Source organism: Anaerobacillus sp. QJM3NY_17, assembly GCF_056173665.1.
The window spans coordinates 738,744-760,977 of sequence record NZ_CM149685.1; the positions used below are offsets into that span (position 1 = coordinate 738,744).

A 22,234-nucleotide genomic window follows, 5' to 3' on the forward strand; every position below is an offset into this window, starting at 1 on the left:
TTCAAACTGTATGCCTCCCTTTCTTCGAACTAAAATGATAGTAGAGGTGAATGTGATGAGTGAAATCGTTATCGTTTGGTTTAGACGGGATTTTCGTTTAAACGACCAAACTGCTCTTGAAAAGGCTATCGCCTATTGTGAAGAAAATGATGCTAACTGGGTAGGGATTTTCCAGCTTGATCCCCATTTTACGAATACAATCGATCTCCACCATGATTATTTCTTTCGGACGGTGGCTGAATTTCAAGAACGCTGTAAAAATGAGAAACTTCCCTTTCAAATTAGCTACGGAACTCCAAAAGACGTATTTGATAAGGTAACGGCTCGTTTAAATGTAACGGCCATTTTCTTTAATGAAGATGAAGCAGGTTACGGAGCGAGGCGCGATCATGAAGTGAGTAACTTGCTGAAAGAGAAGGGCATTAAAGTATTTTCTTATAAAGATTACTACCTTCATGGTTCTAAAGAAGTTAGGAAACATGATGATACGATGTATAAGGTATTTACGCCCTATTATAAGCAATGGCGGACGCTAAGAAAGCCACCAGTCATTCAAAATGATTTTAAGAAGGTTAAGAAGTATGCTCATTCGTTAGATCATACACTTGATCCCGAATCTGAAGCCGAATTTGAAATCATACTAAATAAGTGTGAAGCAAATTGGCAAGCGATTGGTGAAAAGAGTGCAAATCAACGGGCGAAGCGTTTTGTGAAAGAAAGAATCAAGGATTATGATAATCATCGAGATGTTCCTTCATTTGTGGGGACGAGTAAGTTATCACCGTATTTAAAGACAGGTACTCTCTCTGTCCGAACCCTTTTTCATATGGTAGCGGAATATGATCATAAAGGGGCAGAAACGTTTATTCAGGAACTTTCTTGGCGTGATTTTTATGGAATGGTTCATTCAGAGTTTCCTGAATTTCGAGATCGTGAATTTCAGTCCAAATATCGAAGCATTCCGTGGAATGACAATGAAGAAAAATTCCAGAAGTGGAAAGAGGGTAAAACAGGCTTTCCAATCGTTGATGCTGGAATGAGGCAACTAAATCAGGAAGGATGGATGCATAATCGACTTCGTATGATTACGGCTTCATTTCTTACAAAAGATTACCTTATCGATTGGAGACTTGGTGAGCGTTACTTTGAGGAAAAGCTGATTGATTATGATGAGTCTTCCAATACTGGAGGATGGCAGTGGGCTTCTTCGACTGGTACAGATGCTGTCCCTTATTTTCGCATCTTCAATCCGACGACTCAGGCAGAACGATTTGATCCGGATGGTGTTTATATTAAGAAATACGTTGAAGAGTTAAAAGGTGTGCCTAAGAAGTATATCCATCAACCATCAAAAATGACTGAAGAAGAGCAAAAGGAAAATAACTGTGTCATTGGGGAAGATTACCCACTTCCAACTGTGGATCATAAAGTACAGCGCCAAAAGGTGCTAAGTGTTTATAAAGAAAGAACGTGATAAAAAGGTCAGGTGCTATATACGCGCCTGATCTTTTTTTGATGGATAAGAGGACAAGAAATGCGCATGCTAATTGGAAGAGAATGCTAAGTGCGGAGCTGATTCATGTGAAATGGTTTAAGAAAGGCGCTTCTGAAAAGCCATCTACGTTAGAGGAAATGATAAAAGACCTTAAACAATCGATCGATTTTGTAGCATATGAAAATAAAGCGAGCGATCAGCCTTATCGGTTAATCTATTTTGCATCGCTTGTTGATTCTGAACAGCTCCACCGTGACATATTGCCAGTAATTAAAGAATGTAAGTCAAAATCACTTGAAGACTTAAAAGGTATTCTTCCAATCGAAAATATTGAGATTTCATCAGAGCTATCAGTCATCCAAGAACGGTTGTTAGAAGGTTATCTTGCCATCCAACTTTCACGAGGTCAAAAGGTTCTCCTTGTAAACATTAGTCTTCGCAAATCAAGAGATTTATCTGCTCCTGAAATTGAATTTAGTGTGATGGGACCGAAAGAAGGTCTAGTCGAAGATCTTCATACAAATATGAATTTAATTCGTAGAAGAATCCCTCATCCCAGGTTGAGAATGAAAGAGATTACCGTTGGAACGATAAGTAAAACGAAGGTTGTCGTTGCCTTTATTGAGGGTGTGGCTAGTGAACAGAATATTAATACCGTTATGCAGCGTCTCGAAGATCTCGATTTTGATATTATTTCTGACTCTTCCTTTATTGGTCAGATGTTAGAAGACAATTCTCTGTCTGTTTTTCCGCAAATGATTGATACGGAACGAACGGATCGTATTACAGGACATATGAATTTTGGTGCATTTGCGATCTTAACAGAAGGCTCTTCTAATGCTCTAATTGGTCCAATTAATTTTGGGCAATTGTTAGTTTCCTTTGAAGATTACTATCTTGGATGGAATATTGCTTCCTTTTTTCGTGTCGTCCGCATGATTGCCATTCTAGCGTCGATTATCGCTACTCCTTTGTACGTTGCAGTTTTAACGTATCATTATGAATTATTTCCTTCTAAGTTATTAGCAACGTTAATTTCATCAAGAAGTGACATCCCTTTCTCTCCTGTTATTGAAGTGTTTTTTCTTGAAGTGACAATCGATTTGTTACGAGAGGCGGGGGCAAGGATGCCGACGAAGGTTGGGCAAACACTCGGTATTGTAGGAGGTATTGTTATTGGAACGGCTGCTGTTGAGGCTTCTTTAACTAGTAATATTCTGTTGATTTTGGTTGCCTTATCAGCTCTTGCTTCTTTTACAACACCAGTTTATCGCATGACTAATACGATTCGTTTTTTACGCTATCCTTTAATTGTGTTCGCACAATTTCTTGGCTTAATCGGAGTAGCGCTGTTTGGACTATTTATTCTAACGCATATGATCAGGTTAACATCATTTGGAAACCCATATCTCGCGCCGCTTTATCCTCCGAGGGTAAAAGATTGGTACGATTCTTTCTTTCGTTTACCTTATGTCATGCAAAAAAACAGATTTCAATTTTTTCGAGGGAAACAGACGAAGCGATTTGAGGATAAGAAAAAACGCCAAGAGCATCATTTGGATTTCGATGAGCAGTAGAGGGTGAGTTGCATGGAACAGAGCAAGCGAAATGATCTTCTTATATCTCCCTTCCTGATCATGTTTATTATTCACAGTAATCAGGTGGGAGTTGGAATACTAGGCTTTCCTCGCTATATTGCGGCCTATGCAGGAAATGATGCCTGGATTGTCGTTATAATTACAGGTGTTATTTTTCACGTGTTTATATGGATGATGTATCGTGTTCTTAGTGATGGTTCTTATGACATTATTGATCTTCATCATAAGTGGTTCGGAAAGTGGATAGGAGCGTTTTTTAACATTGCACTAATGATGTATTTATTGCTAGGGACGATTGTTATTCTTCGTACGTTTATAGAAGTCATTCAGGCCTGGATGTTTCCTGAATTAGCCACTTGGATACCTGTCGGAATGTATTTGTTGTTAACGTATTATGTGCTTGCTGGAGGTTTTCGAACTGTAGCAGGCATCTGTTTCTTTGGAGTGGTTATTCCAGTGTGGCTAGTATTTACGGCAACGGCTCCATTGAAATTTTCTACATTTAGCAACATATTCCCTATCTTGGATCATTCGTTGCAGGAATTTGCTCTTGGAACAAGGCAGATGACGCTAAGCTATGTTGGCATAGACATCTTATTACTTGCTTATCCATTCTTAAAAAATCCGAAGAGCTCTCGTATATGGGCACACATGGGCGTTTTATTAACGACATTGATTTACACGATGGTTATGGTAATTTCTCTTGCATTTTATAGCGAGGGGCAACTTCAGCAGTCTATTTGGTCTACACTAATTGCATGGAAGGTTGTCGAGTTGCCATTTGTAGAGCGATTTGAGTATCTTGGGATAACATTCTGGTGCTTCGTTGTTTTTCCTAATATTTGCTTAACGATGTGGGGGGCAAGTCGAGTTGGAAAAAAGGTGTTTCATATAAAACAAAAGTACTTTGTTCTGGTTTTGATTGCATTTGTTTTTACAGCATGTGTGATGGTTACGAATCGTGATCAGGTGGACTATCTGAATACGATAACTTCTATTATAGGAACCTACGTTTATTACTTTTATATTCCATTTATTTTCTTATACAGCATGATTTGGAGGAGAGTGAAGAGGCGAACATGAAATATTTCAGCTTAATAGTTCTTTGTATGCTTCTGACAGGTTGTGTAGCAGAGGAAATAATTGATGAAGTTCCCATTCTATTTATCGTTGGCTATGACAACGGCGAAAAAGGGAAAATCAAAGGAACGATTTCTCTCCAAACATTTGATCCAAATCAAGAAGTTGAGACAAGGTCATTTGAAGCGGAGGCATATACAAGTAAAGGACTTCGCAATCAATTAAGTGGTTTACCTAAGCCAATTTCGATAGGGAAGATGGCGGTATTGTTATTTAGTGAAGATATGGCTGAAGAGGGAATCATAGATGTGTTAGATAGTTTTCTAAGAGACCCAGCAGCTGGTCGTCTCATTTACGTTGGTGTAGTAGAAGGAAGTGCAGGCGAACTCATAAAAAATGAATTTCAATATTTACAGGGAATCGGCCCATTTCTACAGAATCTAATTAAACAATCGATTGAGTATGGAAATATGCCCCAAAATAATATTCACTTGTTTGATTACAAATATTATGGCGATGGGATGGATCCAGTTGTTCCTATACTTAAGAAAGAAAAGACTGAAGTGAAAATAACTGGTCTCGCTTTGTTTGAAGATGAAAAGATGGTTGGGAAACTGAACTTGGATGAAATGTTTATGTTCGCATTAATTAATAAAAGTTACAGCGCTGGTTTATATGAGTTGGAGCTTCCAGATGGAGAATATGCAAACCTACAAAAGATCAAATCAAAAGTGAAATATAAGGTGAAAAATGGGAATACCAATCCTTCAGTAAACATAACAATTAAGTTAAATGGAAATGTTGTAGAGTACACAGGGGATAAGTTGAGTAAAGAGACAAAAGAAGAAATTGCAGAGACGCTTGAACGTAACGTGCAAGCTCAAGGTAATGAGATGGTTAAGAAATTTCAAGAATTAGGAATAGATCCTTTCTCAATCGGTGATCATGCTCGTAGTCAGACTAGAGATTTTGATTTTAAAAAATGGTATGACCGTTATCCTGATGTTCCTGTAACGATTGATGTTAAAGTGAATATTGGAGAATCAGGAATCATTGATTGAGGAAAGGTGTGAAGGGCTCATGAGCAATTACACACAATATAGGAATAAAAAAACTCGTTTTAAAAATCGATTCGATTTTTAAAACGAGTTTTTTATGTACCTTTACTTAGATAATATGGTAGAGGAGTGGTAGTAAATGATTTTACTCGATGGTTATCAGTTATCATTAAATGATCTTAGAAAACTTTTATATAACGGTGCGCGTGCTAGTTGTTCGAAAGAGAGTCTAAAGCGTGTTGATCAAAACAGAAAAGCAGTGGAAACGATTGTTGCAACCGGGGAGACAGTGTACGGTATTACAACAGGATTTGGCAAGTTAAGTGATGTTCATATTCAAATTTCAGATGTTGATCAGCTTCAGTTGAACCTTATTTATTCCCATGCATGTGGTATCGGTGAACCCTTTCCCCCCCTTGTATCAAAAGCTATGCTTTTGCTGCGAGCGAATGCTTTACTGAAAGGATTTTCAGGGATTAGGCGTGAAGTGATTGAAAGACTATTGCTATATGCCAACGAAGAAATTCTACCCGTTGTACCGCAGCAAGGATCACTTGGAGCAAGCGGTGACCTGGCCCCTTTAGCTCATCTTGTTCTTCCGTTATTAGGTGAAGGAGAGGTATTCTACCGGGGAAAGCGAGAGAACGCGACTGTTCCAATGAAAGAGAAAGGAATCGAACCGATTAAATTAACCGCTAAGGAAGGTCTTGCGCTTATTAATGGAACACAGGCGATGACGGCGATGGGCGCTGTCACTTATCTTGAAGCAGAAAAACTCGCCTACGAAGCGGATGGGATCTCATCTCTTACATTAGAAGCCTTGAGAGCTATTACAGACGCCTTCGATGAGGACATTCATTTGGTCAGAGGTTACCCTGAACAAGTGGATGTGGCTAGAAGGTTAAGAAAGCTATTAAAAGGGAGTCAGTTAACAACGAGGCAAGGAGAGATAAGGGTTCAGGATGCTTATTCCCTCAGATGTATTCCTCAAGTACATGGTGCCTCCTGGCAAGCCCTTGCTTATGTAAAAGAAAAACTTGAAATTGAAATGAATGCCGCCACGGACAACCCACTTATTTTTGATGGGGGAGCGAAAGTACTATCGGGAGGAAATTTTCATGGACAGCCCATTGCTCTTGCAATGGATTTTCTTTCGATTGCGATGGCTGAATTTGGGAGTATTGCAGAACGTCGTATTGAACGTCTCGTGAACCCGCAATTGAATGATCTTCCTGCATTCTTAAGTCCCAAACCAGGGTTACAATCAGGCGCAATGATTATGCAATACGCAGCAGCATCACTTGTCTCAGAAAACAAAACCCTTGCCCATCCGGCTTCAGTTGATTCCATTCCATCCTCAGCCAATCAGGAGGATCATGTTAGTATGGGAACGATTGGCTCTCGACACGCTGCCCAAATTACAACAAATGTGAGAAGAATTCTAGCGATTGAAGCGATTTGTGCAATGCAAGGAATTACCTATCGAGATTCCACGAAGCTTGCACCAGAAACGAAAAAAATATATGAGGCAGGAAGAGGCATTGTTCGAGAAATAGACTGCGATCGCATTTTTTCATATGATATCGAACGATTGACCGATTGGTTAAAGGAAAATGGGGATATCGAGAAAATTGTGGTAGGTGTGTAGGAACATCCTTCCGTGCAAATAACAAAATGAAATAAAAGTAGAAGAATGATATAGTAGATGAAATAGATGGAAAGCAGGGGGCAATACAGTGAATGAAAAAGAAATCGAAATCCTAGAAATTTTAGAGGATAATGCACGCGTACCAATGGATGTTTTAGCTGATATGGTTGAATTATCAGTTGAAGAAGTAGAGAAAATCATTAAGAAACTTGAAGAACAGGATATTATTTTAAGCTATTCATCCGTCATTAATTGGGATAAAACTTCTGGCAAAGACGGTGTTGCAGCCATGATTGATGTGAAGGTAACCCCAAAAAGAGATGTTGGCTTTGATGAGATTGCTGAGCGTATTTATCGTTTTCCGGAAGTGAAAGCGGTGTACTTAATGTCAGGAGCGTTTGATTTGTCTGTTCAGATCGAAGGGAAAACGATGAAGGAAGTTGCTTTCTTTGTTTCTAACAAGCTTTCAACACTTGATTCAGTTTTATCGACAACAACGCATTTCTTACTTAAAAAATATAAACACGACGGTGTGATTTTTGAACCGGAACAGAAGGATAAGCGGATTGTGGTGTCACCATGAAGGAAGTTCAACAGCAGTATATTTCTAAAACAGCTTCTCAATTAAAACCTTCAGGTATCCGAAAATTCTTTGATCTTGCTTCCCAAATGGATAATGTTATTTCACTTGGTGTTGGTGAGCCAGATTTTGTTACACCGTGGAATGTATGTGAAGCGGGCTACGCTTCACTTGAAAGCGGCTATACAGCTTATACGGCAAATGCAGGTCTGCTAGAGTTAAGGGAAGAAATTTCGTCTTACTTAGATGAACAATTTTCACTGAGCTATTCAGCTGAATCACAAATCATATTAACTGTTGGAGCAAGTCAGGCGATTGATCTGGCTTTTCGAGCGGTGATTGATCCGGGTGATGAGGTTATTATTGTCGAGCCAGGTTTTGTTGCATATTCACCAGCTGTAACGCTCGCAGGTGGGACACCTGTCTCTTTGGAAACAAAGGCAGAGGACGAGTTTAAAATAACGCGTGAGTCGCTTGAAAAAGTGATTACGAAGCGAACAAAAGCGATCCTTCTGTGTTTCCCGAGTAACCCTACTGGTGCCACAATGTCTGAAGCAGAATTGAAGAACGTAACGGACATCATTGAAGAACATGACCTACTCGTACTTTCGGATGAGATCTATGCGGAATTAACGTATGATGAGACGCATTATAGCATTGCCCGAGCTGATGGCATGAAAGAGCGTACAATTCTTATTTCAGGTTTCTCGAAGGCATTTGCTATGACGGGCTGGAGACTTGGTTACGTGACGGGTCCTGAAGAAATCATTGCGGCGATGTTGAAAATTCATCAGTATACAATGATGTGTGCGCCGACAATCGCTCAGCACGGGGCACTCGAAGCTTTGAAAAGTGGAAGAGACGATCTTGAGAGAATGAAGAAAAGCTATCGTCAGCGAAGAAACTTTCTTGTTAAAGCATTTAACAACATCGGACTTTCCTGTCATATGCCAGGTGGTGCATTCTACGCATTTCCATCCGTACAGGCAACTGGGATGACATCAGATGAATTTGCTGAAAAGTTATTAGAAGAAGAGCAAGTCGCTGTTGTGCCAGGGCATGTCTTTGGTGCTGGTGGAGAAGGCTATGTGCGCTGTTCTTACGCAACGTCAATCGATTCTTTGCAGGAAGCTGTTAAGCGAATCGAACGGTTTGTTAACCGTCACAATTCAAAAGGATAATTAGGAACGCCGTCCTCAGTGAGGACGGCGTTATGTATTAATAGGAAGTTGGATCCTCTTTGCTTGTTGAAATACTTGAAGACGTTTGTTTGGAAAGTAACTGTCTGAGCAATTCATTCTGCTCTTGATCAGCAGCGTTCTTTCTTTTCATATAGCTCATCGCTTTAAATAGGAATACGATCGTTAATACCACGATAAATAAAATAATGACCATATATAGAAAACCAAATAATTCAAAAAGCATGCCAAATCCATCCATGCCACCACTATTAGACATCATCAAATCACCTCCTCATCTGATGTTGATTTCACCACTATTTTCTAAATTTTAAACCCGGTATTTTCCTTCAATAGAAGAGCTTTAGCATACGTCTCCTTTTCTAATATGACGTGTTATGATATTATTATAAAGTTGGAGAGTTCGTAATTCCCTCCTCTCGTAAAACAAAACTAGGGACCGTGAAAAGTGTAGCCCAGTTCTCTGAATGGAGATGGGGTTTTTCATGCGTCTCCCTTACTGAATAAAGAAGGGGGCTTTTTTTATGTCTTTTATGATTCCAAAGAAAGTAGAAGTACTTGGAGAAGATATTCAGAAAAGCGAATTAAAGTATCATCATAAACGAGTAGCGGTAACAAAAGAATTTACATTTGATGCTGCGCATCATTTGCACTGCTACGAAGGTAAGTGCAAAAGCATGCATGGCCATACGTATAAAGTCGTCATCACAATCAGTGGATTTGTAAATGAGATTGGCATTTCAGTTGATTTTGGTGAGATCAAAACCCTATTTAAAGAAGTGATTGATTCGAAGTTGGATCATCATTATTTAAATGAAGTGCTTCCGAACATGAACACGACCGCTGAAAATATGATTGTTTGGATGTGGGAGCAGTTAGATCAAGCTCTGACTGAGCGCAATATGAAAGATCTTGGTCAGCGCATTGAAGAACTAGTTCTCTATGAAACACCAACAAGCTACGCAACGCTAAAGCGGGAATGGATGGAAGAAAATGAGTAAATGGGTGCTACCGGAACAATCCGAATATATGAAGTGGGAACTACCGATGGTGGAGGTATTTGAGACAGTAGAAGGAGAGGGAACGCGCGCTGGTTTTCCAACAGTATTTGTACGCGTCTTTCACTGTAACTTGCGCTGTAGCTGGTGTGACACACCTTATAGCTATGCACCGGATAAAGCAGAATACACAGGTTCAATTGCCTCGATTATCGATCAAATCAAACAATATAATAGCCGTCACATTTGTTTTACAGGAGGGGAGCCGTTAATTCATCGTGAGAAATCAATGGCGCTTATTCAAGCGATGGTAGATCTTCCGCATATTGAAGACATTCATATCGAAACGAACGGAGCGATTGATCTTACGCCATATGAAGCGGTTCGAAAAGACGATGAAGCCTGGCAGGAGAAAGTTCGTTTTGTGATGGACTATAAGCTGCCTGATTCTGGTGAACAGCATCGCATGCTTCATGAGAACTTTGATCTTCTTGATACACATGATGAAATTAAGTTCGTGATCGGCTCTGATGAAGATTTCACAGTAGCGACTGAAGTTGTCTCACAAAATCATCAAAAAGGTCAGGTATTGTATAGTCCAGTGTGGGAAACGATGCCTCCACACAAACTTGTTGAAAAAATTCTAGAAGCAGGACTAAGCAAAGTGAAGCTAAGTATGCAGCTTCATAAGATTATTTGGGATCCTAATAGAAGAGGTGTGTAACGTGAATAAAAAAGCAGTGATTGTATTGAGCGGTGGTTTAGATAGTACAACATGCATGGGAATCGCGAAGGAAAAAGGCTATGAGCTTTATCCGATTACATTCCACTACGGCCAAAAGCATAACCGAGAAGTAGAGCAGGCGAAGAAAGTAGCGGAATATTACAATGCACCCGATCATCGCATTGTGAACATTAGTTTTCTAAATCAAATTGGGGGCAGTGCCCTTACAGATGATTCCATTGATGTACCAACAGATATGGATGAAGATGAAATTCCAGTTACTTACGTACCAGCTCGTAATATGATCTTTCTTTCTCTTGCCTCTGCTTACGCAGAAGTGATTGGAGCTGAAGCGATCTACATCGGTGTATCTGCCGTTGACTATAGTGGATACCCGGATTGCCGACCAGAGTTTATTGAAAGTATGAATGAAACGGTTAATCTAGCTACAAAAGCTGGAGCAACAGGTAGTGAAATGAAGATTGATACGCCGTTAATTAACTTGACGAAAGCAGATACGGTTAGTGAAGGCTTACGTTTAAGCGTTCCTTATGAACTAACGACATCTTGCTACAATGGTGAAGAAGAAGCATGTGGCGAGTGTGATAGCTGTCGTCTGCGTCTGAAAGGCTTTGAAGAAGCTGGAGCGGTAGATCCGATACCTTATAAAGTGTAATAAAAAGCTGCCGGAGGATACTCCGACAGCTTTTTATGTTTTGGACAATAAACTTCCAACGGAGGAGTGGTTCGACATATAGCGCGGGTGACAGGCACCCGCGCCGACCGCCGAATCCGCACCCCTGCTTACTCAGGCATTTCCCCGCTATAAACAGAAGATGGGCGGATGATTCGGTTATTGTCATTTTGCTCGTACACGTGTGCGATCCAACCTGCCGTTCTGGCTGCTGTAAATGTTGGGGTAAACAGTTCTGTTGGTAGCTCGATCGCTCTTAAGATGGCTGCTGCATAGTACTCCACATTCGCATAAAGTTTTCTGTCAGGTTTGTACTCCTGGAGAAGGCGTACGGCCGTGTCTTCTACTTCGTGTGCAAGTTTAAACTCAGCATCGTCATAGAAGTCTGAAGTAATCTCGCTTAAAGCGGCGGCACGGGGGTCACGCGTTTTATAAACCCGATGTCCAAAGCCCATTAGCTTCTCACGATTTTCAAGTTTACGTCGCAATACTTTCTCAGCATCGCCGTCGCGCTTAATTTCTTCTAATAAATCAATAACCCCAGTTGGCGCTCCGCCATGAAGAGGTCCTTTCATAGCGCCAATAGCCCCTGTAATAGCTGATGCGAGATCACTTTCAGTTGATGAAATCACCCTAGCAGTAAAGGTAGAGGCGTTTAATCCATGCTCCATCGTTAAAATGAAGTAGGCAGTTAACGCTTTAATGTGATTTTCCTGAGGACGTTCTCCTGTCAACATATATAAATAGTTCCCAACGTGAGACAACGTTACGTCTGGATCGATTTGGGATAATCCATTTTGAGTGCGGTAGCGATAGGCAATAATAGTGGGAACGATACTCAGTAGGTGAATTCCCTGTTCCTGTGTCGCTGGGAACTGATATGAGTGATCTCCCATGGAAGATAAGACCGTTCGAATAACGCTCATCATCTCCATTTTTTTAGGTAAACGATTTATGATTTCCTTCTGGTTTGGTGATAAGTGTCTTGCTTCACCAAGTGCGGAGGTGAAAGCAGTTAGCTGTTGTTCAGTAGGAAATGAACCATTCCATAGGAAGTAGGCAGCTTCTTCGAATGATTTTTCTTTCGCAATTTCTTTTGCCCAGTGTCCTCGATAGACAAGCAAACCGTTCTCTCCGTCTACAAGGCTGATATTGGAATCAGCCGCAATGATTCCTTCTAATCCGGCATGAATCATAAACTCAACTCCATTTCATTCGTCTTGTATCTAGTGTATCGATTCGATATGATTATGACTAATAAATAATTACTGAATAATTAATAGAGAAACGCTATCAATAAGGGGGGTAAGAATGAATCTAAACTGGTTGAAAACATTTGTCACAGCTGCTTCGTATGAAAATTTCAGGGAAACATCTGAAAAACTCTATCTTGCTCAACCTACTGTTACGGTTCACATTCAACAACTCGAAAAGCAGATTGGCAGTAAGCTATTTATGAAGAGCGGTAGAAGAGTGGTGCTCTCCGAAGCAGGAAGACAATTTCTTCCGCATGCCAAAGAGTTAGTTGAACAGTATGAGACTAGCTTACGTCATATGAACGGGTGGAGGCAGGGGTACCATCGAAAGTTGAAGATTGCTGTATCTCCTTTAATTGCTGCTACGGTTCTACCTAATGTCCTTCAGCAATTTATGAAAGCTTATCCATCGATTGAGGTAGTTGTAAAAGTAAGTGAGTCTAATGAAATTGGAGAGATGATCACCAAGAATGATGCAGATTTCGGTCTTTCAAGAATGAAATCTTTGCAGGCCTATGTGAAAAATGAACAAATTGGAGCCGATCCAATTGTTTTAGTTGTGCCACACGATGGGGGAGATGCGGAAACAAGTCTGCCTTTAACTTTAAGTGAGTTTTGTTTGAGATCAACGTTACTCACACACAATCATCCTGATTATTGGGAAGATCTTTTAGTTGAACTACGTTCTAAATATGACGGTGTTCGAACGATGGTCGTATCCCAAGTACACATTACAAAGCGATTTATTGAGGAAGGGATTGGGTTCTCTTTTTTACCATGGTCATCTGTTCGGCGTGAGGTATTTGAAGGGAGAATTCTTCAAGTCGATACTGAGGAAATCAAACTGTCTGAGGTTCACACATACATGGTCTATCAACATCTTTCGGAGGAAACAGAAATATTTAAACAATTTATTGAGAAAAGCATGAATTAAGCCCGATCAGCGTCCTGATCGGGCTATCCTCTTATTTTCCGAGTGTGAAATAAGAGTGTGGGATGGTTGCGTGTCATAGATCCTAACGGCTAGCTTACACGCATGAGTAGTATGTGCGAAGTAAAATAAAGTATACACATTTAGTAAGTAGTTAGTCCCCAAACTTTCCACCCCTTTTCTTCTTTAGAAGCAAAGAGGTGCATGCGCACGGGGAGTTGAGAAGATTTCTTTGTGACGAGTACATCAATAAGGTAAGTGTGATTTGCGACTTTTTTTTCACAGGTTTTAACGGCTGGCGCGTAATAGGGTGACTTCTTTTTTAAAGGGGACATGCTAATGATTTGCCATGAATTTGTATAGGGAGTATTGGCCATTAAGCCTGAAAGAATCGTTGTAGCTTTCGTTGTAAGTCCTTTTGTTGATGCTGATTGATCTAGTGATGTTGGACACTTTCCTTGAATGAGCTGAATCGGACCAGCTGCATGTGCATGAATTGGTAAAAGAAGAAGTAAGAAAAGGAGACAGCTTACTGAACGTTTCATCAATGTATACCACCTTTCACCTTTACCGTGCCCGATTAAGGAAAAATTATTCGTAATAATCGAATGTACGTTCGGTTTGTGGTACACTAATCGAAGAAGGAGGGATCGCCATTGCAACCTTCAATTCAGAAGCGAACATCTCGGTCTATTTTAACAAAAGGTAGTGGATTTCTTAATGGATATAGTCACACTCTGAACCCTTACGCTGGATGTGCCTTCGGATGTTCGTATTGCTATGTAAGAAGAATGCCGATTGCCCTTTTTAGGGAAGAGGATTGGGGAGAATGGGTAGATATTAAAGAAAACGCTGTGGATCTTGTGAAAAAAGAGATTCCGAAAGCTCGGAAAAAAGGAGAAGTATCGATTTTTATGTCTTCTTCGACAGATCCTTATCAGCCTATTGAATTTAAGACTAATTTAACAAGAGGATTACTTGAAGCTATGGTAGAAGAAATGCCTGATTTTCTATTTCTTCAAACCCGCTCACCACTCGTCACTAGAGATATTGATTTGTTAAAAAAATTCGGCAAAAAGGTTCTGGTCAGTATGACAGTAGAAACAGACCTTGATTCAGTGCGCAAAATTTTTGCGCCATCAGCTCCGCCAATTGCTGCAAGATTAAAGGCGCTACAAACGTTACGAGCAAACGGTATTCCTGTACAAGCGGCAGTCGCACCACTTCTCCCGTGTTCTGAACATTTCCCTAAGAAGTTAGCTGAAGTAACGGATCGCCTCACGCTTGATGACTTTTTCATGGGTGATGGGAGCGGTGGTAAAAGAACAGAGCAGCTTGGCATTCGCAAGCTCTTTGAAGATGCGGGTCTAGAAGATTGGTATCAACGTAAAGCCTATTTGAAAATAAAGAAGCGATTACAGGCCTTTTTTCCTGATAGCGCCATTTATATTTCTCAAGAAGGTTTTTCACCTCCGGAAGAGGGATCGTATTAATATAAAACAACAAATAGGCTAGAGAATGTATCTCTAGCCTATTTGTTGTCTAACTTATTTTAATTTTTCAGCCTTACCACTTAAAATTTTCAATTGGTCATTTTCATAACCAACCTGGTAAGTGACGTTATAAAGAGAAGTAGTTGTCTTCTTATCCTCGGTTCGTTCTTGTGCTTTAATAGTAGCTGTTACCTTTACTTGATCATTCGTTTGATTTAAACTTCCGGTCATATTTGAAACTTCCACGTCAAGGGTATGGATATAGCCACTTCGAAAATCTTCATACAGCATTTCACTCTGCCAGCGACTGCCAAGTAAGGAGTAGCCAGTGACATAGTCTTGAGTAGATAAGCTTTCATAGAAATATCCAATAAGATAGGTAGCATTATTTTTAAAATCTTCTCCTGTGAGTCCTTGTGGTGTTGATACTTCTTCCTTACTTTCATCATCTACCGTTATTTCTACTGGGTCATCAGACCAATTTTTAATTTGCTCAATAACGTTGGGGAGCGGAATGCTAAAGCCGATTGCCCCTGAGTCTGTTCCTGCGGAATTAATGGCGATTGCCTCTCCTGTATTTGCATCAATAAGGGGACCTCCGCTGTTACCTTTTGTAATTGGGGCAGAGATTTGATAGATATGCTCATAGCGATAGGGCTCTAAGATGAATTCTCGATCGAGACCACTGACAATCCCTGTTGTAACGGTGTTCTGAAGTCCGAGTGGGCTACCAAGAGCAATGATATCGTCCCCAACTTCCGCCATGCGCTCTTCTGCAACAGGTAGGGGATCATTTCCCTCTAGTCCTGGAACGCGAATTACCGCAACATCTATCGTATTACCCATACCAATGATTTGAGCTTCGAATTGTTTAGCATCAGAGGTTTTAACGATAATCTTTTGAGCGCCTTCGACAACATGAGCGTTCGTAATGACGTCTCCGTTCGCATTGTAGAGGAAGCCTGATCCTGAAGAAGTGCCATCTTTTAAGGCGACTTCAATTTGCACAACGCTTTTTTGTGTCTCATGAATGACGGATTTTAAGTCTGAAGCATTCTTTTGGTTCTCTGGAGCATTTGTTTTCTCTCCTAGAGAAGATGTCGCTTCAACGGTTGTATTCGAATAGTAATCATGTAAAAAATAAAAACCTGCGCCGCCCCCAATCAGAATAAAGAGGGAGCTTGCAAGGGATAGTAGCAAAGCCAATTTCTTAGACATCCGTCTTGAATACTCCTTTCTGCTAATCCAAGTACCATGTGAAATGATCAATTTCGACTGTGAATTGATCAAGATCCTTCACGTCTTCACCTACATCGTAGATCATAAAGTCAAATTTACCTGTATCGTCAGGATAAAGTTTGTCGGGGTTAATATAAACCTCCCCTTTATCAAACTCTTTTCCATCTCCGTCCAATACTTTATAAGAAGCCCCGATCGAATTGACGGGAACAGTGGCTTTGCTTGTGACCGTACCTGTTACTTTTAATTCATTGTAATCTGTCACCTTTGTTTCTAATTCATTGAGCTCAATCGCGCTTGTACGATTCATTTCTTCTTCTTTTGCTGCAGCAACCATAGCATGTTCAATTCGCTTTTGTTGCTCCTCCTCAAACGAATTTCGTCTCTTTTCAATTACGGTTTGGAGGTTTGATAGCTTTTCGTTACCTTTATTGATTTCTAAGCCTTGTTCTACTGAGTTTAATGCTTCCGTAAAGTGGTTCTCTTCCAAATAACCATTTGCTTCATTAATTGAAAAGTCGACAATTTGATTTCGAATTTGTCCGGCTATGTCTTGGGCTTCATCCACTTGTAAACTTTCAGCCCTTGTTAACACAGGTTTCAATTCATCAATGGATTCTTTCCCTTTCATATCATACTTTAATTCGGCAACCATCACAGTTGTCCGAACCGTTCCGATGTCTTCTTGTAAAGTAGAGAAAAGATCACCTTTATAGGATGCTGAGGTTTGCTCAGCTTCTTTAATCAAATCTAAGGCTTTACTGTAATTATCTTTTTTTCTTGCGGTTTCCGCCTGTTTTAAAGTCTCTTCAACGTTTAATGCGATCGTTACAATATTTTCGTTTTTTTTGGCAGCGGGGAAACGAGGTCGGTTTTGTTGAGCCTCATTAAATTCTTTTTGTGCTGCTTCGAGCTTGCCGTTTTTAGCTAATTCCTCTCCCTTTTCAAAAGAGCGAATCGCTGCCTTTGACGTTGATTCTTCATAAAAATAATATCCGGCAAGTGTGCTAGAAAGAAGAAAAAACACCATCACTGGTAACCAACGCCACAGAATGGATAGGCTATGCTTAGATTTATTTTGAGTGACTAGTTCTTTTCCACAAGAGAAGCAAAATTGCTCATCATCGCCTCTTTTTTTTCCACAATGTGGACAGTACATCCTTATTCCACCTGCTTTCAATCTCAATTGCTAGTTATATTTTGACACATTTCCCTTGTAAGGGAAATATTTTTCAGTAGGTTGTTGGGGAATTGAAATATAAAGCAATTTTCGCTCAAATCGAGTAAGAGCTTACTTATAAAATAGCCTATAAAGAGGGGGAGGGATTGATTCAAAAGACATATTTCTTCTTGTTATGATTAAAAGTGAATAGATTGTACTAGTTCAAAGGACATCAAATCATGAAAAAGAAGTTACTTCGTTCGATTGTACCGGTATTGAAGGACCTGTTCACACCTATACCCCTTTGATAAGATGATCCTAAGACCCCCTTTCAAATATTCCGTTACCAGGAAGACCGGCATTTGCCGGTCCTTTTTTTTGCCCCGATATATGTGTAGCATTCATTTTCACTATGGTGGATCAATAACTCATCACTTTCTTTTTTTAGATAATCCTAGAATAAGAATGAAATGAAAAAATCTTCTTTTTTTGAAACCTCATGAGGTAGTTGCTCGTCTAATTAGTTGAAAACCCTTATTCCCTTAGATGTAGCCACTACGATATTTACCTAGTGGCTGCTTTTTTTTGTGATCGTTGCATAAGATAGGAATTGTTGATATAATAACTAACGAGTGGTAGGCAAATGCCTGCGTTTTTTATTTGTTAACAACTAACGATCGGTAGGTAATGTTATATGAAAAAAGAATCGACTCAGGATCGAATTAAAGAGGTGGCCCTCATTCTATTTGCACGTAATGGATTTGAAGGGACATCCCTTTCGGATATTGCTAAAGGAGTAGGCATAAAAAAACCTTCCTTATATGCGCATTATAAAAGTAAAGAAGATTTATTTTTAGGTGTGATTCATAAAGTATCAGTTGATTACAATGCGTTTTTTGTAAAGACGGCTGAACGATTAAGCAATCAATCACCTGAGAAACAATTATATGACCTTCTTCGTGAAAATACAGAGTATTTACGGAATGATGAAATGGGACTTATTTTCAAAAGAATGATGCTATTTCCACCAGAGTCGTTACGGAAGGAAATCGCTCAAATGTTTGAAAAAACGGAGAATGTGATGAAGAGAGTGATTAAGTCTATTCTCGAGCAGATGCTCCCAAATGAGGAATGGGAACGAGTTTTTGATGCTTATTTATGTTTACTTGACGGTATGTTTGAACAAATTTTCTACTATTCACCTGAAGAACATAATAAACGGTTAGAAAATTCCTGGACTCTATTTATTAGAGGCGTTCATAGTAAGGAGGAGAAATAAGATGGCATGGATCTATCTTGTGATCGGTGGTCTGATGGAAGTATTATGGGCTATTGGATTAAAATATTCAGATGGCTTTACGAAACCACTTATAAGCTTGTTAACGATCGTTGGTATTGCAACAAGCTTTTACTTTTTCGCTAGAGCATTAAAATATTTACCTGTAGGTACAGCATACGCCATATTTACAGGATTAGGCGCAGCAGGGACAGCTGTGATTGGAATGATGTTCTTAAATGAATCGATTAGTTTCATAAAACTATTTTTTATCTTATTGCTTATTTCTTCTATTATCGGTTTGAAGTTAAATGCAAAGGAAGCTTAGGAGGGAAGCAAAATGGCATGGATTGCATTGTTAATCGCTGGTCTAGGTGAAGTTGGCGGTGTTATTAGCTTGAAGTTATCAGAAGGGTTTACAAAATTAAAGCCTTCTATTTTTACAATTCTTTTCGGAAGCATGAGCTTTTTTATGTTGTCTTTATCATTAAAAGCTCTACCGGTAGGCACAGCCTATGCGATATGGACTGGCATAGGATCAGCGGGCAGTGTATTGATCGGTATGTATTGGTTTAAAGAACCCAAAAATAGAATGCAATTAGTGTTAATATCTTGTGTTGTCATTTCTGTCATTGGTCTTCGCGTAGCAGAAGGTTGATTTTGTCAGAGCATTCAGATAGAATGAAAGTATTAATTTAAGGAGGTGAGGAAGGGATGTCTAACGCTTTTGTACGTACGGAATTTATGGATTATGTATCAATTTGCCGTGCGATTTTTCATGAAGTAGCTGCCGAGGGGACAGGTGTGTCCAAAAACAGCAACTTCATAAGAAACAAAGCGTAAGGCTCTCTTACCCTGCTTCAGGCGGAATGTATAAAATTACTGGAAAGAGAGCGGCAAATTTGTCGCTCTTTTTTATTTGCTTTAAGTATCTTAAGGTTTTAGTAGACTTAAAGTGAAATGATGCCAGATTCAACCACAGGTGAGGTGTATCCTTATCTGTGGTTTTTTGTATGCTTATCTGAATGAAAGGACTGATTATAATGATCGTTACAGCACAATCAATTAGTAAGATGCTTGGTGGAACTCTTATTTTTGAAGATATATCTTTTGAGATAAATGCGAAGGAACGTGTAGGTATTGTTGGAAGGAATGGTTGTGGAAAGACGACTCTTTTTCAATTGTTAGCAGGTGTTGAGCAGGTAGATGATGGAATGATTTATTATAAAAAAGGGGCAGAGATCGGATACTTAGCCCAAATTCCAAATTATCCAGGGGTACTGGTAGAAGATGTCTTAAGAAAAGCTTTTAGTGATCTTGTAGAAATGCAAGAACGAATGAATGTACTTGAATCTCAAATGGCGAATGGGCAAGAAACCGAACGTGAACTTAAAGAATATGGGCAATTACTTGAGAGTTTTACTCGTAGGGGAGGATATGAAATAGATTCATCTATTCAAAGTGTCGCGAATGGACTTGGTATTCAGCATTTGTTGAATGCATCATTCGATCGTTTGAGTGGAGGAGAAAAGACAAAAATAAGTCTGGGGTTACTGTTATTAAAAGAACCAGATTTGCTCTTACTTGATGAACCAACAAATCACCTTGATGTGGAAGCGGTTGAGTGGCTTGAAAGTTTTTTAAAGCAATATAGTGGAACGGTCTTAATGATCTCACACGATCGGTATTTTCTTAATGAAGTGGTTACGAAAATAATGGATCTTGAAGATGGTGAGTTAACCGTCTATCACGGATCTTATAGTGAGTTTGTAAAGAAAAAAGAAGAGTTGTTGCTCACAGAGTTTGCTGCCTATCAGGAACAGCAAAAGAAGATCAAAAAAATGAGAGAAGCGATCAAACGTTTAAGAGAATGGGCTAATCAAGCTAATCCTCCGAATGCCGCCCTTCATAAGCGTGCAAGAAATATGGAACGTGCTCTAGAGCGTATGGACAAATTGAGACGTCCGGTTTTAGATCGGAAGAAAATTAGCCTGGACTTTGACGTGAAGGAGCGCAGTGGAGAAGATGTTCTCACTTTCGAAAATGTTACAGCGGGTTATAAACAAAACGTATTATTTACTGAAGTTGATTTGCACGTAAGGTACGGTGAGCGGGTCGCTATTGTTGGGAGAAACGGAAGTGGAAAGACAACGCTTCTAAATGTTCTGCTCGGAAATGTAGATCCTTCAATTGGACAAGTAAAGGTAGGCGGAAGTGTGAAAATCGGTTACCTTTCTCAACATGTCCTAGAAGATCGTGGAGAAGAACGTGTCATTGATGTCTACCGTGAATCAGCAAAAGTATCAGAAGGAGACGCTAGACATGAATTAGCTCGATTTTTATTTTACGGATATGACGTTTTTGCTAAGATTTCTTCCTTGAGTGGTGGCGAGAAGATGCGTTTACGTCTTGCTGAATTGATGAGTAAGGATCTAAATTTATTAGTTCTTGATGAGCCAACAAATCATCTTGATATTGACTCCAGAGAGGTATTAGAGGATGCGATTGAGCGCTTCTCTGGGACGATCGTTTGTGTCTCGCATGATCGCTATTTTCTGAATAAGTGTTTTCCAGTGACATTTTGGATTGAAAATCAACACCTTTACCAGCATTTGTATAGTTATTCAGAAGCTAAGATAAAGCACGAGGAAATGATTGATGGTTGGAGGTCAAGGAAGAGTATAGTCCCGTCACCTCCCATTCAGAAGGTGGAAAATAAAACGAAATCGAATTCAATAGAATGTGAGCTTGAGGAAATTGAGTCCCTGATTGATCAAATCGATCAGAAGCTTAATGAAATGAAGGAACTTACAGAGCTTCAAGCCTTATTTGATGAAAAAGAGAAGCTGAGCATCAAACGAGAATCATACTATGACATCTTACTGGAGGAAGAATCATGACAGAGAGAAATGTAATGAATAAGGTATATTTCCCCCTTACAATCGATAGTCTTGAAAAAGATTTGAGAGAGCTTGGGGTAAAGGACGGAATGACATTAATCGTTCATACATCTTTAAGCTCTTTAGGATGGGTATGCGGGGGTGCAGAAGCTCTTATATTAGCATTGATAAGAGCTGTTGGAGAAGAAGGAACGATTGTCATGCCAGCGCAGTCAGCGAGTAATTCAGAGCCAGCAGACTGGATGAATCCGCCAGTTCCAGAAGAGTGGTGGCCTATTATTCGAGAGAATATGCCAGCATTTTGCTGTGATACCACTCCTACGCGTGGCATGGGAGTGGTAGCGGAGTTGTTTAGAGCATTCCCAGGTGTCGTGCGCAGTTATCATCCGATGTACTCGTTTGCTGCCTGGGGCAAACATAAATATTTCATTACAAATGACCATTTAATCAAGAGTGGCTTTGGAGAGGAATCACCTCTTGGAAAGATATATAAGCTTGATGGAAAAATTCTTATGCTTGGAGTAGGTCATGATAGTAACACTTCATTTCACCTTTCTGAACACGCTTCAACCAAGAAGGAACGCTCAGAAAAGTCTGCAGCAATAATCGAAAATGGTGAGCGAGTATGGAAAACATATACAGAGATTGATTATGATTCAGATTGCTTTGATCAAATTGGGTTTCAATTTGAAAAGAAAGAACACTTTAGAAGAATGAAGATAGGTGCTGCCATATGCAAACTTTTTAATCAACGAGATCTCGTTGATTTTGGACGTAGGTGGTACGAAGAACGTTCTAATTGAACAAAGGAGGAGAAGATAACGTCATTTGTTATCTTCTTTTTTTGAATTAAAGAATAGTTGCAGGAAAACGGCTATTTTTAAAGAAGATATGTAAGTATTC

The 22,234-nt window shown here is 39.7% G+C and carries 23 protein-coding genes; 18 read left to right on the forward strand and 5 right to left on the reverse strand.

Features of this window, described 5'->3' with window-relative positions; translation table 11 throughout:
• Nucleotides 1-55 precede the first annotated feature (55 nt).
• The 7 genes from AC0VYV_RS04010 (at nucleotide 56) to AC0VYV_RS04040 (ending at nucleotide 8,640) form a co-directional block, all read left to right on the forward strand.
• A complete protein-coding gene (locus tag AC0VYV_RS04010; RefSeq protein ID WP_475368432.1) occupies nucleotides 56-1,474 on the forward strand; it encodes a cryptochrome/photolyase family protein in 1,419 nt (472 codons plus the stop codon).
• 107 nt (nucleotides 1,475-1,581) lie between these two features.
• Nucleotides 1,582-3,072, forward strand: coding sequence for a spore germination protein (locus AC0VYV_RS04015; RefSeq protein WP_475366604.1), 1,491 nt, complete (start codon nucleotides 1,582-1,584; stop codon nucleotides 3,070-3,072).
• Between the two features lie 12 nt (nucleotides 3,073-3,084).
• Complete coding sequence (locus AC0VYV_RS04020) at nucleotides 3,085-4,176, forward strand: GerAB/ArcD/ProY family transporter (protein ID WP_430243882.1); 1,092 nt, start codon at nucleotides 3,085-3,087, stop codon at nucleotides 4,174-4,176.
• Nucleotides 4,173-5,234: a Ger(x)C family spore germination protein gene (locus AC0VYV_RS04025; RefSeq protein WP_475366606.1), complete on the forward strand. Its 1,062-nt coding sequence runs from the start codon at nucleotides 4,173-4,175 to the stop codon at nucleotides 5,232-5,234. Before AC0VYV_RS04020 ends, AC0VYV_RS04025 begins: the two co-directional genes overlap by 4 nt.
• A gap of 136 nt (nucleotides 5,235-5,370) precedes the next feature.
• The gene (gene hutH / locus AC0VYV_RS04030; protein WP_475374462.1) at nucleotides 5,371-6,879 is read left to right on the forward strand and encodes a histidine ammonia-lyase; all 1,509 of its coding nucleotides are present in this window, start codon (nucleotides 5,371-5,373) and stop codon (nucleotides 6,877-6,879) included.
• An 88-nt stretch (nucleotides 6,880-6,967) separates the two neighbouring features.
• Nucleotides 6,968-7,462 (forward strand): Lrp/AsnC family transcriptional regulator, encoded by a 495-nt coding sequence (locus tag AC0VYV_RS04035; protein ID WP_430243877.1) that lies wholly within the window; start codon nucleotides 6,968-6,970, stop codon nucleotides 7,460-7,462.
• Nucleotides 7,459-8,640, forward strand: a complete 1,182-nt coding sequence (locus tag AC0VYV_RS04040; RefSeq protein WP_475366608.1) for an aminotransferase — start codon at nucleotides 7,459-7,461, stop codon at nucleotides 8,638-8,640. Before AC0VYV_RS04035 ends, AC0VYV_RS04040 begins: the two co-directional genes overlap by 4 nt.
• 37 nt (nucleotides 8,641-8,677) lie before the next feature.
• On the opposite strand, the gene AC0VYV_RS04045 is transcribed toward AC0VYV_RS04040, so the two are convergent.
• A complete protein-coding gene (locus AC0VYV_RS04045) occupies nucleotides 8,678-8,920 on the reverse strand; it encodes a hypothetical protein (protein WP_430243874.1) in 243 nt (80 codons plus the stop codon).
• 262 nt (nucleotides 8,921-9,182) lie between these two features.
• On the opposite strand from AC0VYV_RS04045, the gene queD reads away from it, so the two are divergent.
• The 3 genes from queD to queC are packed head-to-tail and all read left to right on the forward strand — an operon-like array spanning nucleotide 9,183 to nucleotide 11,056.
• On the forward strand, nucleotides 9,183-9,659 hold the full coding sequence (gene queD / locus AC0VYV_RS04050) for a 6-carboxytetrahydropterin synthase QueD (RefSeq protein ID WP_226616375.1): 477 nt from the start codon (nucleotides 9,183-9,185) through the stop codon (nucleotides 9,657-9,659).
• Entirely contained in the window at nucleotides 9,652-10,380 is a 729-nt protein-coding gene (locus AC0VYV_RS04055) for a 7-carboxy-7-deazaguanine synthase QueE (protein ID WP_475374463.1), read from the forward strand. Before queD ends, AC0VYV_RS04055 begins: the two co-directional genes overlap by 8 nt.
• A gap of 1 nt (nucleotide 10,381) precedes the next feature.
• Nucleotides 10,382-11,056 (forward strand): 7-cyano-7-deazaguanine synthase QueC, encoded by a 675-nt coding sequence (queC, locus tag AC0VYV_RS04060; protein WP_194220329.1) that lies wholly within the window; start codon nucleotides 10,382-10,384, stop codon nucleotides 11,054-11,056.
• A 128-nt stretch (nucleotides 11,057-11,184) separates the two neighbouring features.
• On the opposite strand, the gene AC0VYV_RS04065 is transcribed toward queC, so the two are convergent.
• Nucleotides 11,185-12,270: a citrate synthase gene (locus tag AC0VYV_RS04065; protein ID WP_475374464.1), complete on the reverse strand. Its 1,086-nt coding sequence runs from the start codon at nucleotides 12,268-12,270 to the stop codon at nucleotides 11,185-11,187.
• Between the two features lie 115 nt (nucleotides 12,271-12,385).
• Here AC0VYV_RS04065 and AC0VYV_RS04070 point away from each other — a divergent pair, with 115 nt between their 5' ends.
• Nucleotides 12,386-13,264, forward strand: coding sequence for a LysR family transcriptional regulator (locus tag AC0VYV_RS04070; protein ID WP_475374465.1), 879 nt, complete (start codon nucleotides 12,386-12,388; stop codon nucleotides 13,262-13,264).
• A 140-nt stretch (nucleotides 13,265-13,404) separates the two neighbouring features.
• Here the strand turns inward: AC0VYV_RS04070 and AC0VYV_RS04075 are convergent, their stop codons facing one another.
• Nucleotides 13,405-13,806 carry a hypothetical protein gene (locus AC0VYV_RS04075; RefSeq protein WP_475374466.1) on the reverse strand — a complete coding sequence of 134 codons (402 nt, stop codon included), beginning with the start codon at nucleotides 13,804-13,806 and terminating at the stop codon, nucleotides 13,405-13,407.
• 111 nt (nucleotides 13,807-13,917) lie between these two features.
• On the opposite strand from AC0VYV_RS04075, the gene AC0VYV_RS04080 reads away from it, so the two are divergent.
• Nucleotides 13,918-14,754 carry an SPL family radical SAM protein gene (locus AC0VYV_RS04080; RefSeq protein ID WP_475368439.1) on the forward strand — a complete coding sequence of 279 codons (837 nt, stop codon included), beginning with the start codon at nucleotides 13,918-13,920 and terminating at the stop codon, nucleotides 14,752-14,754.
• A 54-nt stretch (nucleotides 14,755-14,808) separates the two neighbouring features.
• On the opposite strand, the gene AC0VYV_RS04085 is transcribed toward AC0VYV_RS04080, so the two are convergent.
• Together AC0VYV_RS04085 and AC0VYV_RS04090 are read right to left on the reverse strand one after the other, a co-directional pair.
• Complete coding sequence (locus tag AC0VYV_RS04085; protein ID WP_475368440.1) at nucleotides 14,809-15,972, reverse strand: S1C family serine protease; 1,164 nt, start codon at nucleotides 15,970-15,972, stop codon at nucleotides 14,809-14,811.
• A gap of 22 nt (nucleotides 15,973-15,994) precedes the next feature.
• On the reverse strand, nucleotides 15,995-17,152 hold the full coding sequence (locus AC0VYV_RS04090) for a zinc-ribbon domain-containing protein (protein WP_430243861.1): 1,158 nt from the start codon (nucleotides 17,150-17,152) through the stop codon (nucleotides 15,995-15,997).
• Between the two features lie 697 nt (nucleotides 17,153-17,849).
• Here AC0VYV_RS04090 and AC0VYV_RS04095 point away from each other — a divergent pair.
• The 6 genes from AC0VYV_RS04095 to AC0VYV_RS04120 all read left to right on the forward strand — a co-directional run bounded on the left by AC0VYV_RS04095 (nucleotide 17,850) and on the right by AC0VYV_RS04120 (nucleotide 22,134).
• A complete protein-coding gene (locus tag AC0VYV_RS04095) occupies nucleotides 17,850-18,434 on the forward strand; it encodes a TetR/AcrR family transcriptional regulator (RefSeq protein ID WP_194220336.1) in 585 nt (194 codons plus the stop codon).
• Between the two features lies 1 nt (nucleotide 18,435).
• Nucleotides 18,436-18,759: a DMT family transporter gene (locus AC0VYV_RS04100; RefSeq protein WP_194220337.1), complete on the forward strand. Its 324-nt coding sequence runs from the start codon at nucleotides 18,436-18,438 to the stop codon at nucleotides 18,757-18,759.
• A 12-nt stretch (nucleotides 18,760-18,771) separates the two neighbouring features.
• Entirely contained in the window at nucleotides 18,772-19,089 is a 318-nt protein-coding gene (locus AC0VYV_RS04105; RefSeq protein WP_194220338.1) for a DMT family transporter, read from the forward strand.
• A gap of 56 nt (nucleotides 19,090-19,145) precedes the next feature.
• Complete coding sequence (locus AC0VYV_RS04110) at nucleotides 19,146-19,274, forward strand: RAxF-45 family protein (protein WP_430243857.1); 129 nt, start codon at nucleotides 19,146-19,148, stop codon at nucleotides 19,272-19,274.
• A 200-nt stretch (nucleotides 19,275-19,474) separates the two neighbouring features.
• The gene (gene abc-f / locus AC0VYV_RS04115) at nucleotides 19,475-21,331 is read left to right on the forward strand and encodes a ribosomal protection-like ABC-F family protein (RefSeq protein ID WP_475374467.1); all 1,857 of its coding nucleotides are present in this window, start codon (nucleotides 19,475-19,477) and stop codon (nucleotides 21,329-21,331) included.
• The gene (locus tag AC0VYV_RS04120; RefSeq protein ID WP_475366617.1) at nucleotides 21,328-22,134 is read left to right on the forward strand and encodes an AAC(3) family N-acetyltransferase; all 807 of its coding nucleotides are present in this window, start codon (nucleotides 21,328-21,330) and stop codon (nucleotides 22,132-22,134) included. The genes abc-f and AC0VYV_RS04120 overlap by 4 nt, the downstream gene beginning before the upstream one ends.
• The last annotated feature ends 100 nt before the right edge of the window (nucleotides 22,135-22,234 follow it).

What these genes read in the sequence shown, in the direction of transcription:
- AC0VYV_RS04020 (WP_430243882.1), top strand. Translation starts at nt 3,085, where the DNA reads ATGGAACAGAGCAAGCGAAATGATCTTCTTATATCTCCCTTCCTGATC.
- AC0VYV_RS04105 (WP_194220338.1), top strand. Translation starts at nt 18,772, where the DNA reads ATGGCATGGATTGCATTGTTAATCGCTGGTCTAGGTGAAGTTGGCGGT.
- queD (WP_226616375.1), top strand. Translation starts at nt 9,183, where the DNA reads ATGTCTTTTATGATTCCAAAGAAAGTAGAAGTACTTGGAGAAGATATT.
- AC0VYV_RS04075 (WP_475374466.1), bottom strand. Translation starts at nt 13,806, where the DNA reads ATGAAACGTTCAGTAAGCTGTCTCCTTTTCTTACTTCTTCTTTTACCA.
- AC0VYV_RS04100 (WP_194220337.1), top strand. Translation starts at nt 18,436, where the DNA reads ATGGCATGGATCTATCTTGTGATCGGTGGTCTGATGGAAGTATTATGG.
- AC0VYV_RS04045 (WP_430243874.1), bottom strand. Translation starts at nt 8,920, where the DNA reads ATGATGTCTAATAGTGGTGGCATGGATGGATTTGGCATGCTTTTTGAA.
- AC0VYV_RS04040 (WP_475366608.1), top strand. Translation starts at nt 7,459, where the DNA reads ATGAAGGAAGTTCAACAGCAGTATATTTCTAAAACAGCTTCTCAATTA.
- AC0VYV_RS04110 (WP_430243857.1), top strand. Translation starts at nt 19,146, where the DNA reads ATGTCTAACGCTTTTGTACGTACGGAATTTATGGATTATGTATCAATT.
- hutH (WP_475374462.1), top strand. Translation starts at nt 5,371, where the DNA reads ATGATTTTACTCGATGGTTATCAGTTATCATTAAATGATCTTAGAAAA.
- AC0VYV_RS04010 (WP_475368432.1), top strand. Translation starts at nt 56, where the DNA reads ATGAGTGAAATCGTTATCGTTTGGTTTAGACGGGATTTTCGTTTAAAC.
- AC0VYV_RS04120 (WP_475366617.1), top strand. Translation starts at nt 21,328, where the DNA reads ATGACAGAGAGAAATGTAATGAATAAGGTATATTTCCCCCTTACAATC.
- AC0VYV_RS04090 (WP_430243861.1), bottom strand. Translation starts at nt 17,152, where the DNA reads ATGTACTGTCCACATTGTGGAAAAAAAAGAGGCGATGATGAGCAATTT.
- abc-f (WP_475374467.1), top strand. Translation starts at nt 19,475, where the DNA reads ATGATCGTTACAGCACAATCAATTAGTAAGATGCTTGGTGGAACTCTT.
- AC0VYV_RS04095 (WP_194220336.1), top strand. Translation starts at nt 17,850, where the DNA reads ATGAAAAAAGAATCGACTCAGGATCGAATTAAAGAGGTGGCCCTCATT.
- AC0VYV_RS04065 (WP_475374464.1), bottom strand. Translation starts at nt 12,270, where the DNA reads ATGATTCATGCCGGATTAGAAGGAATCATTGCGGCTGATTCCAATATC.
- AC0VYV_RS04055 (WP_475374463.1), top strand. Translation starts at nt 9,652, where the DNA reads ATGAGTAAATGGGTGCTACCGGAACAATCCGAATATATGAAGTGGGAA.
- AC0VYV_RS04070 (WP_475374465.1), top strand. Translation starts at nt 12,386, where the DNA reads ATGAATCTAAACTGGTTGAAAACATTTGTCACAGCTGCTTCGTATGAA.
- AC0VYV_RS04025 (WP_475366606.1), top strand. Translation starts at nt 4,173, where the DNA reads ATGAAATATTTCAGCTTAATAGTTCTTTGTATGCTTCTGACAGGTTGT.
- AC0VYV_RS04085 (WP_475368440.1), bottom strand. Translation starts at nt 15,972, where the DNA reads ATGTCTAAGAAATTGGCTTTGCTACTATCCCTTGCAAGCTCCCTCTTT.